We start from the raw sequence: 14,029 nt of genomic DNA, 5'->3' as shown, positions 1-14,029 counted from the left end.
TCGAACGGTTATGAACCGGCCTTCTTGCCGTCTTCGACGGCGGCGGCCCAGCCTGCGGCAGAGTTCTTCTGTCCTTGCTCCACCGTGCGCAGCGCGTTCTCAACCGCGGTGCGGACGGCCTGGTTCTTCGAGCCGAGGTAAACGGGCTTGAGCTCAAGGGCACCCTTGGCGAAGATCTCACCTGTCGGGGCCTTGCTGAAGTACTCGTTCACAGCGGCGGCGACAGCCGGGTCCTTGAGCGCCTGCGGCGAGGACGGCAGGTTGCCCTTGGACTTGAAGGCGGCAGCCTGACCGGCCGGGTTCGTCAGGAACTTGATCAGCTCGGCGGCTTCCTTCTGGTGCTTGCTGGTCTTCGGGACGGCCAGCCACGAGCCACCCCAGTTACCCGAACCGCCGGGAACCGAAGCGATGTCCCACTTGCCGGAGCCCTCGGGACCGTTCTGCGTGGTGATGTAGCCCGTCATCCAGGCGGGGCAAGCGATCGTGGCGAACTTGGCCTGCTTGAAGCCGGCGTTCCATTCGTTCGACCACGCGGCCAGCTTGGCGGACAGTCCAGCGTCGAGGATCTTGTTGGAGATCTCCCACGCGTCCTTGACAGCCGGGTTCGTGTCGATCACGGACTTGTCAGACTTGTCGAAATACGTGTAACCAGCGCCCTGACCGGCCTTCTGCATCAGGATCGTGTTGTAGGTGTTGGTCACCGCGTCGAGGAAGCCCGCGTCGGGAACCTTCGCCTTGAACGTCTTGCCGGTCTCGATGTAGGCGTCCCAGGTCGGCCACAGAGCCGAAACGGCCTTGCGGTCGGTCGGCAGGCCCGCCTTGGCGAACAGGTCGGTGCGGTAGCACATGGCCATGCCACCGACGTCGGTGCCAAGGCCGATAACCTTGCCACCCTTGACCGCCGCCTCGTACTTCCACGGCATGAAGTTGCCCGCGAGGTCCCTAGCGCCGTGCTCACCGAGGTCAACAAAAAGGTTGGCCTTGTCGAGGTACTGCAACAGAGTGCCCTCTTCGATGGCGACGATGTCACCGGCACCCGCGTTGGCTGCCATCCGCTGAGCCAGCTGCTGGTTGTGCGCGTCGAGCTGCGATCCGGTGCCCCGCTCCACGATCTTCACGTTCGGGTGGGAGGCCTCGTACTGCTTGTAAAGCTCCTCGTAACCGAAGTTACCGAAGACATCGATGTTCAGTGTGATCTTCTCGTCGGTACCCGGTGCCGGGTCCGATCCGCACGCGGTCGCGCCCAGCGCGGTCGCCGCGGCTAGCGCTACGGCCGCGATGGCGCGGCGGCGCGTAAAAACCCTCATGATGGCCCCTCTCAGGCAACCATTTTTGCGAATCATGGGAGCGCTCCCGTAGGAGCGCTCCCATGATTGCCAGGAGGTTACGTAAGTGTCAATAGAGCGTTGGGAGCGATCCCATTCCGTTATCTTGAGACGGCCGGACCAAAGCCCCAAAAGTGGATATTCTTCTTATCATGGCGATAACGGAGAAAGTCTCGGCCCTGGGTCTGTCCCGGGGCTGGATTTTCCTGCCGGAGAAACGCTTCGATCCCGTCCGCCAGATTTGGAGACGGGTGCTCTACGCCCTGGCTGTGCTGTCCGTTGTCGCGACGATCGTGATCATTGAACGAAGTGGCTATAACGACAACTCAGACGGCGAAGTCGACTGGCTCGACGCGTTCTATTACGCCACCGTGACGCTATCGACCACGGGCTATGGCGACATCGTGCCGGTCAGCGACACCGCACGGCTGACGAACATTTTGCTCATCACCCCGCTGCGGATCGCCTTCCTGGCCATTCTCGTGGGCACGACTTTTCAGGTCCTCACCCGCAGCTATCGCGAACAGCTGCGCAAAGACCGGTGGAGGGACACGTTGCGCGATCACACTGTCGTCATTGGATACGGCACCAAGGGTTACAGCGCCATTCAGCAACTGGCCGCCTCAGGCGTGCCCAGCGATCAATTCGTGATCGTCGACCAGCGCCCCGCGCTCGTCGAGGAAGCCAACCGCGATGGTTACGCGGCCATCCTGGGCGACGCGACCCGCAGCACCGTGCTGCGTAAAGCGGGAGTCCCCAACGCGCAACGGGTCGTCATCGCGACGAACCGTGACGACACAGCGGTCCTCGCGACGCTCACCGCACGGGAACTCAATCCCCGCTGCGTGATCGTCGCGTCCATCCGCGAATCGGAGAACGAGGCGCTACTGCTTCGCTCGGGGGCCAACGCGATCGTGACGTCTTCTGAGGCCGCGGGACGGCTGCTTGGCGTCGCGGCCAACTCCCCTGCCGTTGGCGAAGTGTTCACGGATCTGCTCGTGCACGGCGACGGTCTCGAACTCGTCGAGCGCCCGGTCGAGCCAAGTGAAGTGGGCAAGCGCCCCGATCAGCTAGCCGAACCAGCGATCGCTGTGCTGCGGGGCGGGCACGCCCTGACCTATCGCGAAGTCTCCAGCCTGCTCAGCACCGACCGCGTGGTCGTCGTCGGGTGCCGTCCGCGCCTGAGTGACCCGCATCCTGAGGCCGACTCCGGCGACATCGCCCCGCAAGGGTTAGGGTGAAGGCATGATTTGCCGGCCCTGCCGGGAAAAGCGTCACGACGATTGCCCCGGCCACAACTGGTGCGACTGCCAGCACAAGGCACCCGAGCCCACCCCGCCAGCGACCGGTGCGGCGGGCGAATAGGGCGTGCTGCGCGTCAACTTTGTGTCCAGTTTGGACGGTGCTGTCGCGGTCGATGGGCTGTCGGCTGGACTTTCCGGCGAGGAAGACAAGAAGCAGTTCCGGTTGCTGCGGCGCGATTGCGACGCTCTGCTGGTCGGCGCCGGGACGTTTCGTGCCGAGAACTACCGGCCGCTAACGCTCGACGCGCAACGCAGGGCCTGGCGACTGGAGAACGGGCTCACTGAGTACCCCCGATTGGTTGTGGTCTCAAGGTCTTTGAACCTTGACCCGAACCATCCCGCACTGGCCCAGGCGCCCGTGCGGCCGATAATCCTTACGCCAAGCGAAGGTGCGGTCGCGGGAGCTGACACGATCCGGTTCACGACACTCGCGCAAGGGCTGGAAAAGCTTGCCGCGCTTGGGTTACAGCACGTGCTCTGTGAAGGCGGGCCCTATCTTTTCGGCGCGCTGACGGGCGAAGACCTTGTCGATGAGATGTATCTGACCCTGTCACCCTTGCTCGCGGGTCCCGGTTCTGGCCGGATCATTGAGGGTACGCCGCATGAGCCGCGCCGAATGCGTTTGGTGCACGCCAACGCGGCTGAGGATGGAACGCTGTTGCTTAAGTACGAACGGCAACGAGGCTCTTGACCAGCCCCGCCATCCGCTCCTTCCAGATCTCACCCTCGGGAAAGAGCCGCTTCATCTCGGTGATGGTGACGAGTTCGACCTCTTGCACGTGGTCATAGGCGGTGGCGTAGTCACGCGCGCGGCGGTAACCCATCGGCCAGTGCTGTGTGATTTTGATGCGCACCGGCAACGGCAGGAACTGGAACCCGGGGAAGAACCAGTGCGGCTCAACGGGGAAATAGCGGTAGGGCGTCTGAATCCACCAGCGGTTTGACGCTTGATGCACGACGTTGGCGAACTGCGCCCGGCGCGCGACGCCGCCCAGGTGCTCCAGCAGACTGTTCGATATCACGAGGTCAAACGTCCCGTGCGTCCACCGTTCGGCACAGGCGTCGGCGACGAGCGTCGTGATCCACGGCTCGTCCGCGGGCAGGTCAACGATATTGACCGTCGTCACCGCAGCCGGTTTGACGGGAGCATCGCGCCAGAACTGGGGGCGGCCGCCAAGGTCGAGGACCTTCATCTGATCCAGCTCCGGGAAGCGGCGCATCAGCTCAGCCCAGCGCTTGCCTCGCGCTTTCGCCGAAACTGAGTTGGGATTGGCACCGTCAAGGATGCGGTTGGTCAGCTTGCTCGCCACCGCTGCACCGTACCGGCCCATCGCCTTTCTTACTGTCATCAACCCGACGTCGGATCCGTGGTATGAGTAGGGCGTGGGCATTGTCTCGCCCGGCTTTCAGGGCCGGCCACGATCATCAGGGCCAGCGCTGCCGCCAGGGCAGTATCTGACCGAGGACTTTCCCGTGCTGTCGGCTGGGCCGACGCCGCGAATCCCGCTGGAGTCGTGGCAGTTCGCCATCACGACCGAGGCCGGGCAGCAGCACCACTGGTCGTGGCTCGAGTTGCTTGCCCTGCCCAGCCAAACGCCAACGGTGGATCTGCATTGCGTCACCAAGTGGTCCAAGCTGTCGACCTCGTGGCGTGGGGTGTCCCTGGACGTGCTGCTCGAAGAAGTAGAGACCGCCGCCGATTTCGCGCTGGCCCATTCCTACGGTGGTTACACGACCAACCTGCCGTTGGAGGACCTTCTCGATGGGCAGGCGTGGATCGTTTACGAATACGATGGCGCGCCTTTGCCGCCCGAGCACGGAGGCCCGGCGCGGTTGCTGGTGCCGCATCTGTATCTGTGGAAGTCGGCCAAGTGGGTACGCGGCATTCAGCTCCTGCTCGAAGATGAGCCCGGATTCTGGGAAACGGCCGGCTACCACGACTACGGTGACCCATGGCGCGAACAGCGTTACCAGGGCGACTGACCTGGCGCGTGGCGACGCTATCGTCGCTTCACGACGAAACCGCCACCGCCCGCAGCCTCGTCTTCGACGTGCCCGGCTGGCCCGGCCACTTGGCCGGACAGCATGTTGACGTTCGGCTGACCGCCGAAGACGGCTACAGCGCGCAGCGAAGTTACTCGCTCGCCTCGGCCACCGACGGCGACCGCGTCGAGCTGACAGTGCAGAAGGTGCCCGATGGCGAGGTGTCACCCTACCTCGGTGACGTGCTCAAACCCGGTGACCAAGTCGAGCTGCGCGGCCCGGTCGGGGGCTGGTTCGTTTGGCGCCCAACGGATACCGCCCCTGTGCTCTTGGTCGCTGGCGGCTCGGGGATCGTGCCCTTGATGGCGATGATCCGCGCTCGCCGTGCCGCGTCCAGCCGGGTTCCCTTCCGGCTCATCTACTCGGCCCGCACACCAGACGATGTGCTCTACGCGGCCGAGTTGCGGCGTCTGGAAGGCGGCCTGGACGTGAGCTATGTGTTCACGCGAGCTGGCGGGCAAAGGCGGCGGATCGGCGTCGCCGACGTCAACACCCACGGCTGGCCGGCTGACTTTCAGCCCGACTGTTTCGTTTGCGGCCCAACGGGTTTCGTCGAGACGGTAGCCGACATCCTCGTCGCGCTCGGGCATGAGCCCCGCAAAGTGAAAACGGAACGCTTCGGTCCCACGGGAGGGTGAAATGACCTATGTCGATGGAAACGCCCTTGCCGGGCCACTACGCGAAATCTTCGCCGTCGATCTGACCGCCGCTTCGGGGCAGTGTGTCGCTTGTGGGCAGACCGGCCCGGTCGCCGCGCTGCGCGTCTACACCAGCGCCCCGGGCTTGGTCGCTCGCTGTCCGGGCTGTGACGAGGTCGTGCTGCGTCTCGTGCGCGGCCCCTCCGGCGCCTGGCTGGACTTGCGCGGGTGCGTCAGCCTTCAGATCCCGCTGTGACGATGCGGGCCAGCGTGCGGCGGCCCAGCTGACTCATCGGCGGGTTGCTTTCGGCGTAGTACCAGACGAGTCCCATGGCCTGATGGAAAGCCCAGGCCCTGCCCCGTTCCCATTCCAGGTCATCAGATTTCAGCGCCCGGCGAAGAGCCGCTCGTGGACCAGGCTCGAACAGGTGCCAGGCGCTGACGAGATCCAGGGCCGCATCGGCGGGGCCAAGGCCGCCGACATCGATGATCCCGGCCAGCCTGCCCTCGGACACCAGCACGTTCGCGGGAATCAGGTCACCGTGGTTCATCACGTCGGGGGCGCTGCCGCGGGGAAGTTCCCGCATCTGAGTCCACATGCGGCGCAGGCGAGGCACGTCCAAGATGTTTTCGCTGTGCTGAAAGCACGTCTCCAGCCAGGCATCGTGGGTGCGCAGATCACCGCCGCGGCCTTTGCCACGAAACGTACGCCCGCCAGTAGGGATTGACCGGACATCGTGGATGAACTCGGCCAGGTCCTCGGCGAAGGCTTCCGGCTCACCGTCGCCGGTGGCCACGTGACCCGGCAGCCAGGTCTGCACCGACCAAGGTAGCGGATAGCCGTGCCCCGGCTGGCCCATCGCGACCGGCTCCGGCGTGCGAAAACGTGTCCTGCCAAGCAGCTCACGGGCGGCTGCCGCCTCGGTCCGCAGCCCTTCTCGCGCGGCGGCGGGATCTTGGCGTTGTAAGGCGAATCGGGCAGCCAGGCCGGCACCGATGCGGAAGATCGCGTTGACGGTGCCCTTGGCCGCGACCTGGGTGATCTTTAGCGCCCGCCACTCGGGAAATTGCTCATCGATCAGGGCGCGGACCGTGGTGAGCGAGACGTTTAGCTGATCAGCGTGCATGTCCACTCGGGAAGCTTCGCAGCTTTCCTGCCACGACGTCTAAAGCGGACGGTGGGACGGCGCGGGCGAAGTTGGTCTGTCGGTGGCAGGCGGTAGGGTCGTCCGCGTGAGTGAGCCAGTGGGCAGGGTGCTGGGCACCGAGGACGCGAGTCCGCTCACCTTCTGGGTGGCGGTCACGGATGGGCAATATCTCCAACTAGATGACGTAGTCATGACCAAGCGAAACCTCGCCGACCGTGGTGAGGTGACGATCGCTGGTGTCGTCACGAGTGTTCGGGCCCGGCATGAGGGCGCGACCTTCGATTCAGACGTGTTCGCCATCGCTGACGGCATGCTGCCCGCGATGGTTCAGGAAGCCGCCGAGGTCACGGTCACCCGGGTAGAGCCCGAGGTCTTTGTTCCGCCGCTGCCGGGCGCTGTCGCCTACCGCGCTGAGGGCGAGGCCCGTGACAGTGCGCTGTCCTTTGACCGCATGCACCGCCGGCTGCCGATGGGCCTGGGCCGCGACGGCCTGCCCGTGTTCCTCAACGCCGACTTCCTCGATGGCAGCCGCGGCGCTCACGTCTCGATCTCCGGCATTTCCGGCGTGGCCACCAAGACGAGCTTCGCGACGTTTCTCCTCTACTCCGTGTTCCGGTCGGGTGTGTTCGGCAACGACGCGATCAACACCAAAGCGCTGATCTTCAACGTCAAAGGCGAAGACCTGCTGTTCCTCGACCATCCAAACACGAGACTCGATGAGCGCACGCGCGAGCAATACCACCGGCTCGGGCTCGAAGCCGCGCCGTTCCCACAGGTGAGCGTCTATGCGCCGGCCCGCCAGGGCGACCGCACCGGCAGCCCCGACGTGGCGAGCAGGCTCACCGGGGTCGACCCGTTCTACTGGACGCTCAGTGAATTCTGTGGCGACCGGTTGCTGCCCTATGTCTTCGCCGACGCCGACGATGAACGCCAGCAATACACGATGGTCGTGCATGCCGTGACCGCGCAGCTCGCCCGCACAGCGGTCGACAAAGACGGCAGCGTGGCCATCGATGGCACGGCGCTGCACAGCTATGAGGCGCTGGTCGATTACCTCGTGGACCAGCTCAACGACGAGGCGTCCCGCATGACCTGGGCTGGCACCTCCGTCGGGATTGGAACCATCAACGCGTTCGCCCGCCGGCTCATCTCCAGCAAACGCGACCTAGCCCGGCTGATCCGCGGTGACCTGTCATCGAAGAAGTCCCACCGCATCTCCACCACCGAAGGTGCCCAGGTCACGGTCGTCGACCTGCACAACCTGCCGGACCGCGCACAGCGCTTCGTCGTCGGGGTGACGCTCAAGACCGAGNTCGAGCGCAAGGAGAAGGCCGGCTCCGCCAAGCCCCTGCTCTTCGTCGTGCTCGACGAGCTGAACAAATACGCCCCGCGCGAGGGCACCAGCCCGATCAAAGAGGTGCTGCTCGACATCGCCGAGCGCGGGCGGTCCCTGGGCGTCGTGCTCATCGGGGCACAGCAGACCGCGTCCGAAGTGGAGCGGCGGATCGTCGCCAACTCCGCGATCCGTGTCGTGGGCCGGCTTGACCCGGCTGAAGCGTCACGGCCGGAATATGGCTTCCTGCCGCCCGCCCAGCGCCAGCGGGTGCTGCTGGCCAAACCGGGCACGATGTTCGTGGCCCAGCCCGAGATCCCTGTCCCGCTCGCGGTTGAGTTCCCCTTCCCCGCCTGGGCGACTCGCCCCGGTGAGGCCGGCCCCGCTCCGCGCGCCACCCTCGCCAGCATGATCAGCTCGACCGATCCGCTTGAGGTTGTCAAGGCACCCGACGACGGGATTCCTTTCTGATGAAAATTCTGCACACGTCTGATTGGCATGTGGGGAAGGTCCTTAAAGGACGGTCCCGGCTCGATGAGCAAATCACCGCGCTAGCCGGTGTCATCGAGATCGCGAAAAACGAACAGCCCGACCTGATCCTGGTCGCGGGCGACCTTTACGACACCGCGCAGCCGATCCCCGAGGCGACCCGCGTGGTGACCCGTGCGCTGACAGCGTTGCGGGCGACCGGTGCCGATGTGGTCGTCATCGGCGGCAACCACGACAACGCGGCCGGGCTTGACGCCCTGCGCTCGTGGGCCGACGCCGCTGGCATCACGCTGCGCGGCAGGGTCAGCGAGAAGGCCGAAGACCACATCATCCGCGGCACGACCAAGAGCGGCGAGAAGTGGCGCTGTGTCGCGCTTCCGTTCCTGTCTCAGCGCTATGCCGTGCGCGCCCTGGAGATGTTCGAGCTGACCGAGGCCGAAGCTCAGGCGACCTATGCCGATCACGTGAAGCGGCTGGTCTCGCGGCTGTCCGAGGACGCCCGCGCCGACGAGGTCAAGCTCATCATGGCTCACATGACCGTCGTGGGTGGACTGATGGGCGGCGGGGAACGGGAAGCGCACACGATCCTGGGCTATGCGGTGCCGGCGAGTGTTTTCCCGTCGGACACGCACTATGTCGCGCTAGGGCACCTGCACCGGGCACAGGTCATGATGGGCGCCTGCCCGATCCGTTACAGCGGCTCACCTATCGCCATTGACTTCGGCGAAGAAGAAAACGTCCCGTCCGTCACGATGATCGAGGTGAAGGCCGACACGGCGGCGACGACACGGCCGGTCGCTGTTCCGGTAGCGGTGCCACTGCGCACGATCCGCGGCACGCTCGCCGATCTGTCCACGTTGGACACTGGTGACGCGTGGCTGCGGGTCTACGTTCAGGAACCAGCCCGCGCCGGGCTGCGCGAAGCCGTGCAGGAGTTGTTCCCGCGCGCCCTGGAGATCCGGGTTGACGTGGGCCAGCAAGACAAAGGCGAGGAACGCATCGCCCGCGCTGGCCGCAGCGCCTCGGAACTGTTCGCTGACTACCTCACCCACAAAGGCAGCACCGACGTCGCTACGCAGGCCATGTTCGACCGCCTCTACGACGAGGTCTCGTCATGAGGCCGCTGCGGCTGGACATGCGCGGGTTCGCCGCGTTTCGTGAGCAGACCGTCGTCGACTTCACCGATGCTGACTTCTTCGCGCTCGTCGGCCCGACCGGCGCGGGAAAGTCAACCGTTCTCGACGCGATGTGTTTCGCGCTCTATGGCACGGCTCCGCGCTGGGGCGTGCGGTCGGTGGCACACGCGCTCGCACCGTCGGCCACCGAAGCGGCCGTGCGGCTCATCTTCGAAGCCGCTGGAGCGCGTTACGCCGTCACGCGCGTCGTGCGCCGCGACAGCAAAGGACGCGTCTCGACGCGATCGGCTGCGCTGCAGGCACTTTCGCCGGGTTTCGATCCGTCCACTCTGGACAGCGGCGAGCTGACCACCGAGCTCGGCGAAGCCATGGCGGGCAGCCCGGCCGAGCTGGACGGGGCGATCGGCAGCGTCGTTGGCCTGCCCTACGACCAGTTCATCAAGTGCGTCGTGTTGCCGCAGGGCGAGTTCGCCGCCTTCTTGCACGCGAAACCCGCTGAGCGCCAGGAGATTCTGGTACGCCTGCTCGGCCTCGACGTCTACGAGAAGGTGCGCGACCGGGCGACAAGCATTGTGTCCGAGGCAAACGCGCAACTGGCCGCGACCGAGCCCGTGTTGCTGGAGCTGACCACGGCCGGCTCCGACGAGGCCCTGGCTGATGCCAACGAGGCGCTCAAGCACGCTGAAGAACTCGTGGCTCAAGTCGACGCGTCACTGCCAGCCCTTGCCGCCGCACACGAAAAGGCCGCCACCGTAACGGCAGCGGTGGGCGAGGCCGACAAACGGCTGGCCCTGTTCGCCCTCGTGCGTGCTCCTGGCGACGTGGCCGGCCTGGCAGCGGCGGCGCAGCAAGCTACTGCCGCGATCGCTGACGCGGCCGTCGCCGCGGGTGCCGCCGAGGAGCGGGAAGAAAAGCTGCGCAGTCAGCTCGACCACGGTCCCGACCCGGCCCAGTTGGCCGCGGTGCTCAACATGCACGAGGAGCGGGTCAAGCTCGCCGCCCGGCTGTCCACCCTCGACACCGAGGTCAAGAAGGCACGCGATCTGAGCGAGAAGGCAGCCAAGCTGCTGGAGCGCGCTGAGCGTGACGTCACGGCGACCGAGGAGAAGGTCAACGCCGCGAAGGTGGCCCTTGACGCCGCTCAGCATGCCGACCGCGCCGCGTGGATGCGCCGTGATCTGTTGGCCGGCCACGCCTGTCCCGTCTGCGAGCAGATGGTCGAGACCGTGCCACCGCAGCCGGAAAAGCCCGCGATGGCGGCCGCCAAGCAGGTCCTCGCGAGTGCTGAAGAGCTTGCCACCAAAGCGAAAGCTCAGCTGTCCAAAGTGGATAGAGAGCATCGCGAGGCCGACCGTAAGCTGACCACCGCCACCGCGCAGCACGATCCGCTGGCCTCGCGCCTGGCCGAGATCGACGCTCTGCTCGCCGGAACAGAAGCCCCCGAGGAGTTGCGCAAGCAGCTCAAAACCGTTGAGCTCAAGCGCCGTGAGCTGACCGAGGCGACAAACGCCTTGCGCACCACGCGTGAAGCGCACCGGCAAGCCACCGCTAGGGCGCAGCAGGCCGAGGAACGCATGCGCAAAGCCTGGCGCGACTTCGATTCCGCCCGTGACACCGTCGCCGCGCTCGCTCCCCCGGCACCCGATCGCGACGACCTGGGCAAGGCCTGGGCTGGCCTCACCGCTTGGGCCGCCAGTCAAAAGGCGGCCACCGAGGAGCAGCGCAACCGGCTGCGGGAAGACCTCGACAAAGCGCAGGCGCAGGCCAGCCAGCTCGCGTCAGCGCTCGACCGGCTCTTCACCGACAACGGTTTGCCCCGGCCCCGCACAGGTGAGCATCAGCGCTCCGCCGCCGTGGCCGCCGAACGCGCCAGCGCGGCCCGTGAACGGATTCTGCAGATGCGCACGCAGGCCGCCTCATTGCAGGCGCAGCGAGCCACCATCGAGCAAGAACGCCAGGTCGCAGCGACTCTTGCTCAGCACTTGCGCGCAAACAACTTTGAGGCCTGGCTGCTCCAGGAGGCGCTAGAAGCCCTGGTCGCTGGAGCATCGTCGATCCTGCGGCAGCTTTCCGGCGGGCAATACGACCTGATTCACGACGACCGCGAGTTCTTCGTCGCCGACCATCACGACGCCGGGCTGCGGCGTGCTGTCAGAACATTGTCAGGCGGCGAAACCTTCCAAGCCTCATTAGCGCTGGCCCTGGCCTTGGCCGAACAATTGGGCGGCATGTCCGCCAACGCCAGCCTGGAATCCATCATGCTCGACGAAGGATTCGGCACCCTCGACGCGTCCACTCTGGACACTGTCGCGGCGACCCTGGAAAACCTTGCCGCCCAAGGAGATCGCATGGTTGGCGTGGTCACGCACGTGCAAAGTCTCGCCGAGCGCATCCCGGTCCGCTTCGAAATTACTAAGGACGCCCGTAGTGCCAGAGTTGAACGCATAGGCTAGAACTACAGTCATGTTATTTTACGTCGATGCGTGGAACCCGGGCTTCGGGTCCAGCCGCGACGCAAGCGACGGTCCGGCAGAGACGAGCAGCGCGAAGCTCGATCTCGCTATTGAACTGGGCGAGAAACAATGGCGCCCTATGGATCCGCCCGCAGGGCTGGCCGCGCCACAGCGGGTCCTGCTCGTTGACGGAGTCCGCCGCACCGATGCCCGCCTGTGGATCGGCGAACACCCCGGGCTCGCGTGCTCCTATGCCGCTGGCGTCGTGGAGTGCACGCCAGGGTCCGCCAAGCTCACCGAGGCGCGCGTGGAGCGCACCATCTTCACCTCCGCCGAGGATGTGTCCGATGTGGGCACCGCTCCGGCTCGTTACCGGGCTGAATCCATTGTCGGGGCTGACGAAACCGACCTGTCCAACGCCGTTCAGCGCTCGCTCATCGAGCTTGAGATCGCGGTGTCGGGGCTGACGCGTACGCCCGATGATTTGCTCATTGTTGATGGTCCTCTGCGCAGCCGGGACGCTTTGCCACGGACGCTGGGATACGTTAAGACGCAACAGAAGCAATACCTTCCCGAGCGGCTCATCCCGGTCGTGACCTCGCTAACCGCGGGGCAGCGCACGCCGGTCTTCCGCATCGCTGGAGTGTATGAACGCCTAACGTGGTATTTGCGCCTGCCCGGTGTCAAAGGCGCGCCCTGGGCGGGCATCGTGCGGGTCGAGTGTTCGGCGGAGTTGCCTGAGCACGAAGCGATCCGGCTCGCTGACCTGTCAGCCGTGACGCTGCCGAGGTTCGCTTCCGTGCCCTACAAGGACCCTCGCGCGCCCCAAAATCTCGTCCCGATCGCCGGGCTGGAGAAACGCTTGCGCCAGTTGCTGGGTGACGCCAAGTTCCTCCACCGCGCGCTCGTCAAAGCCGCCGCGTCCTAACTGTCCACTTTCGGGGGACGCCGAAATACTTAGATGACGAACCAAAAGACGACTGCTCCGTGACGTCATCAGGATTACGTTCAGCTGCGTGCCCAACACCATCAGTGATCAAGTCCTGGCCTTCTTCAAGAAGCCGGTGGGCGTTATCGTCCTTGTCCTCGTGGCGATCGTCGCCATCTGCTGCGGTGGAAGCGCTGTCCTAGGCGGACTGATACCGGATGCGCCGGAGCCGAAGACTTCCGTGACCCCGGCAGTGCGCACTAAGTCCCCGGAAGCGGTCGTGTCTCCCACTCTCGAACCGGTTGTCGTCGTCACGACGACGTCCGCTGCCGCACCAGCGCCCGCCCCGACGACGAAGTCGCCCACACCCAAGCCGGTGAAGACAAGCAGCGCGCCAAAACCCGCCTGCCACCCCAATTACAGCGCCTGCCTGCCGATCCGCGACGACGTCGACTGCGGCGAGATCAGCCACCGCAACTTCCGGGTCATTGGCAGCGATCCCTACAGGCTGGATGGCGACAACGACGGCATCGCTTGCGAGTCTTAGGTTTACGTCAGGGGCTGGATGAGGTCGGGGCCGTTGTTGCGGACGGCGTTGACGAGTTTGGCCACCTGATAGACCTCGAGGTCGTGGGCGGGAACCATGAGGCCGTGCGCTTGCTCCACATTGGACATGCGCGGATCGAGCCAGGTGTCCCAGTTTTGCGCGTCGATTACCATCGGCATGCGGTCGTGAATGTGGCCCATGGCGTCGCTGGCCTGCGTGGTGATGAGGGTGAAGCGCAGGTCGGATTCCTCTTCGGAATCCTTCCACAGCTCGTAGATGCCGGCGAGGGCGAGCACGCTGCCGTCGTTGGGGCGCAAGAAGAATGGCTGTTTTTCGCCGTCGACCTGGAACCATTCGTAGAAACCGTCCACGGGCAGCAAGCACCGCCGGCCCGCGAAAGCCTTCTTGAATGTTGGCTTCTCGTGCACCGTTTCGGCGCGGGCGTTGTTGATGCCCTGCTTGCCGTCCTTGGCCCAGCTGGGAATGAGGCCCCAGCGCAGCAATCGAAGCTCGCGCACCGGGTCGGCATCCTCTGGCAACGTGGCCAGGACAGCGGGAGCCTTCTTCGTCGGCGCCACGTTGTAGTCCTGACGCGACACTTCAGCGGCGTGAGGTTCTTCGATCTTGAACGCTTCCATCAGCTGGTTCCGGCTGCGCGCCGAGGCATAACGTCCGCACATGATCC

14 protein-coding genes are annotated in these 14,029 nt (G+C 65.4%); 10 read left to right on the top strand and 4 right to left on the bottom strand.

Features of this window, described 5'->3' with window-relative positions; translation table 11 throughout:
- Positions 1-8 precede the first annotated feature (8 nt).
- Complete coding sequence (locus A3E1_RS0116260) at positions 9-1,307, bottom strand: ABC transporter substrate-binding protein (protein WP_020521848.1); 1,299 nt, start codon at positions 1,305-1,307, stop codon at positions 9-11.
- Positions 1,308-1,477: 170 nt separating this feature from the next.
- Between A3E1_RS0116260 and A3E1_RS0116255 the strand changes: the two genes are divergently transcribed.
- Together A3E1_RS0116255 and A3E1_RS40550 are read left to right on the top strand one after the other, a co-directional pair.
- Positions 1,478-2,566, top strand: a complete 1,089-nt coding sequence (locus tag A3E1_RS0116255) for a potassium channel family protein (protein ID WP_020521847.1) — start codon at positions 1,478-1,480, stop codon at positions 2,564-2,566.
- A gap of 127 nt (positions 2,567-2,693) precedes the next feature.
- A complete protein-coding gene (locus A3E1_RS40550) occupies positions 2,694-3,320 on the top strand; it encodes a pyrimidine reductase family protein (RefSeq protein WP_020521846.1) in 627 nt (208 codons plus the stop codon).
- Here the strand turns inward: A3E1_RS40550 and A3E1_RS0116245 are convergent.
- Positions 3,292-3,939: a class I SAM-dependent methyltransferase gene (locus tag A3E1_RS0116245; RefSeq protein ID WP_026208498.1), complete on the bottom strand. Its 648-nt coding sequence runs from the start codon at positions 3,937-3,939 to the stop codon at positions 3,292-3,294. The two genes, A3E1_RS40550 and A3E1_RS0116245, sit on opposite strands and share 29 nt — an antisense overlap.
- A gap of 73 nt (positions 3,940-4,012) precedes the next feature.
- Here A3E1_RS0116245 and A3E1_RS0116240 point away from each other — a divergent pair, with 73 nt between their 5' ends.
- The 3 genes from A3E1_RS0116240 to A3E1_RS0116230 are packed head-to-tail and all read left to right on the top strand — an operon-like array spanning position 4,013 to position 5,566.
- Complete coding sequence (locus A3E1_RS0116240; protein WP_026208497.1) at positions 4,013-4,612, top strand: sulfite oxidase-like oxidoreductase; 600 nt, start codon at positions 4,013-4,015, stop codon at positions 4,610-4,612.
- Positions 4,582-5,310, top strand: a complete 729-nt coding sequence (locus A3E1_RS0116235; protein WP_026208496.1) for a ferredoxin reductase — start codon at positions 4,582-4,584, stop codon at positions 5,308-5,310. Before A3E1_RS0116240 ends, A3E1_RS0116235 begins: the two co-directional genes overlap by 31 nt.
- Before the next feature lies 1 nt (position 5,311).
- The gene (locus tag A3E1_RS0116230; RefSeq protein ID WP_020521842.1) at positions 5,312-5,566 is read left to right on the top strand and encodes a DUF6510 family protein; all 255 of its coding nucleotides are present in this window, start codon (positions 5,312-5,314) and stop codon (positions 5,564-5,566) included.
- Here the strand turns inward: A3E1_RS0116230 and A3E1_RS0116225 are convergent.
- Positions 5,544-6,437: an aminoglycoside phosphotransferase family protein gene (locus tag A3E1_RS0116225; RefSeq protein WP_026208495.1), complete on the bottom strand. Its 894-nt coding sequence runs from the start codon at positions 6,435-6,437 to the stop codon at positions 5,544-5,546. The two genes, A3E1_RS0116230 and A3E1_RS0116225, sit on opposite strands and share 23 nt — an antisense overlap.
- An 82-nt stretch (positions 6,438-6,519) precedes the next feature.
- On the opposite strand from A3E1_RS0116225, the gene A3E1_RS0116220 reads away from it, so the two are divergent.
- The 5 genes from A3E1_RS0116220 (at position 6,520) to A3E1_RS44795 (ending at position 13,344) form a co-directional block, all read left to right on the top strand.
- A complete protein-coding gene (locus A3E1_RS0116220) occupies positions 6,520-8,262 on the top strand; it encodes an ATP-binding protein (RefSeq protein WP_026208494.1) in 1,743 nt (580 codons plus the stop codon).
- Positions 8,262-9,398, top strand: a complete 1,137-nt coding sequence (locus A3E1_RS0116215) for an exonuclease SbcCD subunit D (protein ID WP_020521839.1) — start codon at positions 8,262-8,264, stop codon at positions 9,396-9,398. Before A3E1_RS0116220 ends, A3E1_RS0116215 begins: the two co-directional genes overlap by 1 nt.
- Entirely contained in the window at positions 9,395-11,869 is a 2,475-nt protein-coding gene (locus A3E1_RS0116210; RefSeq protein ID WP_020521838.1) for an AAA family ATPase, read from the top strand. The genes A3E1_RS0116215 and A3E1_RS0116210 overlap by 4 nt, the downstream gene beginning before the upstream one ends.
- Before the next feature lie 10 nt (positions 11,870-11,879).
- Positions 11,880-12,797, top strand: a complete 918-nt coding sequence (locus A3E1_RS0116205) for a hypothetical protein (RefSeq protein WP_020521837.1) — start codon at positions 11,880-11,882, stop codon at positions 12,795-12,797.
- Between the two features lie 88 nt (positions 12,798-12,885).
- Positions 12,886-13,344, top strand: coding sequence for an excalibur calcium-binding domain-containing protein (locus A3E1_RS44795; protein WP_020521836.1), 459 nt, complete (start codon positions 12,886-12,888; stop codon positions 13,342-13,344).
- Positions 13,345-13,346: 2 nt separating this feature from the next.
- Here A3E1_RS44795 and A3E1_RS0116195 read toward each other — a convergent pair whose 3' ends face one another.
- Positions 13,347-14,024, bottom strand: a complete 678-nt coding sequence (locus A3E1_RS0116195; RefSeq protein WP_020521835.1) for an SOS response-associated peptidase — start codon at positions 14,022-14,024, stop codon at positions 13,347-13,349.
- Positions 14,025-14,029: the final 5 nt, after the last annotated feature.

Origin of the sequence: Catelliglobosispora koreensis DSM 44566, from assembly GCF_000379685.1 — a bacterium.
GTDB lineage: Bacteria > Actinomycetota > Actinomycetes > Mycobacteriales > Micromonosporaceae > Catelliglobosispora > Catelliglobosispora koreensis.
The sequence above is the reverse complement of the archived record's forward strand: the minus strand, read 5'-3'. Positions and strand labels throughout refer to the sequence as shown.

Coding starts and splice junctions, on each gene's coding strand:
- A3E1_RS0116260 (WP_020521848.1), bottom strand. CDS start 1,307: ATGAGGGTTTTTACGCGCCGCCGCGCCATCGCGGCCGTAGCGCTAGCC.
- A3E1_RS0116255 (WP_020521847.1), top strand. CDS start 1,478: ATGGCGATAACGGAGAAAGTCTCGGCCCTGGGTCTGTCCCGGGGCTGG.
- A3E1_RS0116235 (WP_026208496.1), top strand. CDS start 4,582: ATGGCGCGAACAGCGTTACCAGGGCGACTGACCTGGCGCGTGGCGACG.
- A3E1_RS0116230 (WP_020521842.1), top strand. CDS start 5,312: ATGACCTATGTCGATGGAAACGCCCTTGCCGGGCCACTACGCGAAATC.
- A3E1_RS0116225 (WP_026208495.1), bottom strand. CDS start 6,437: ATGCACGCTGATCAGCTAAACGTCTCGCTCACCACGGTCCGCGCCCTG.
- A3E1_RS0116215 (WP_020521839.1), top strand. CDS start 8,262: ATGAAAATTCTGCACACGTCTGATTGGCATGTGGGGAAGGTCCTTAAA.
- A3E1_RS0116210 (WP_020521838.1), top strand. CDS start 9,395: ATGAGGCCGCTGCGGCTGGACATGCGCGGGTTCGCCGCGTTTCGTGAG.
- A3E1_RS0116205 (WP_020521837.1), top strand. CDS start 11,880: ATGTTATTTTACGTCGATGCGTGGAACCCGGGCTTCGGGTCCAGCCGC.
- A3E1_RS0116195 (WP_020521835.1), bottom strand. CDS start 14,024: ATGTGCGGACGTTATGCCTCGGCGCGCAGCCGGAACCAGCTGATGGAA.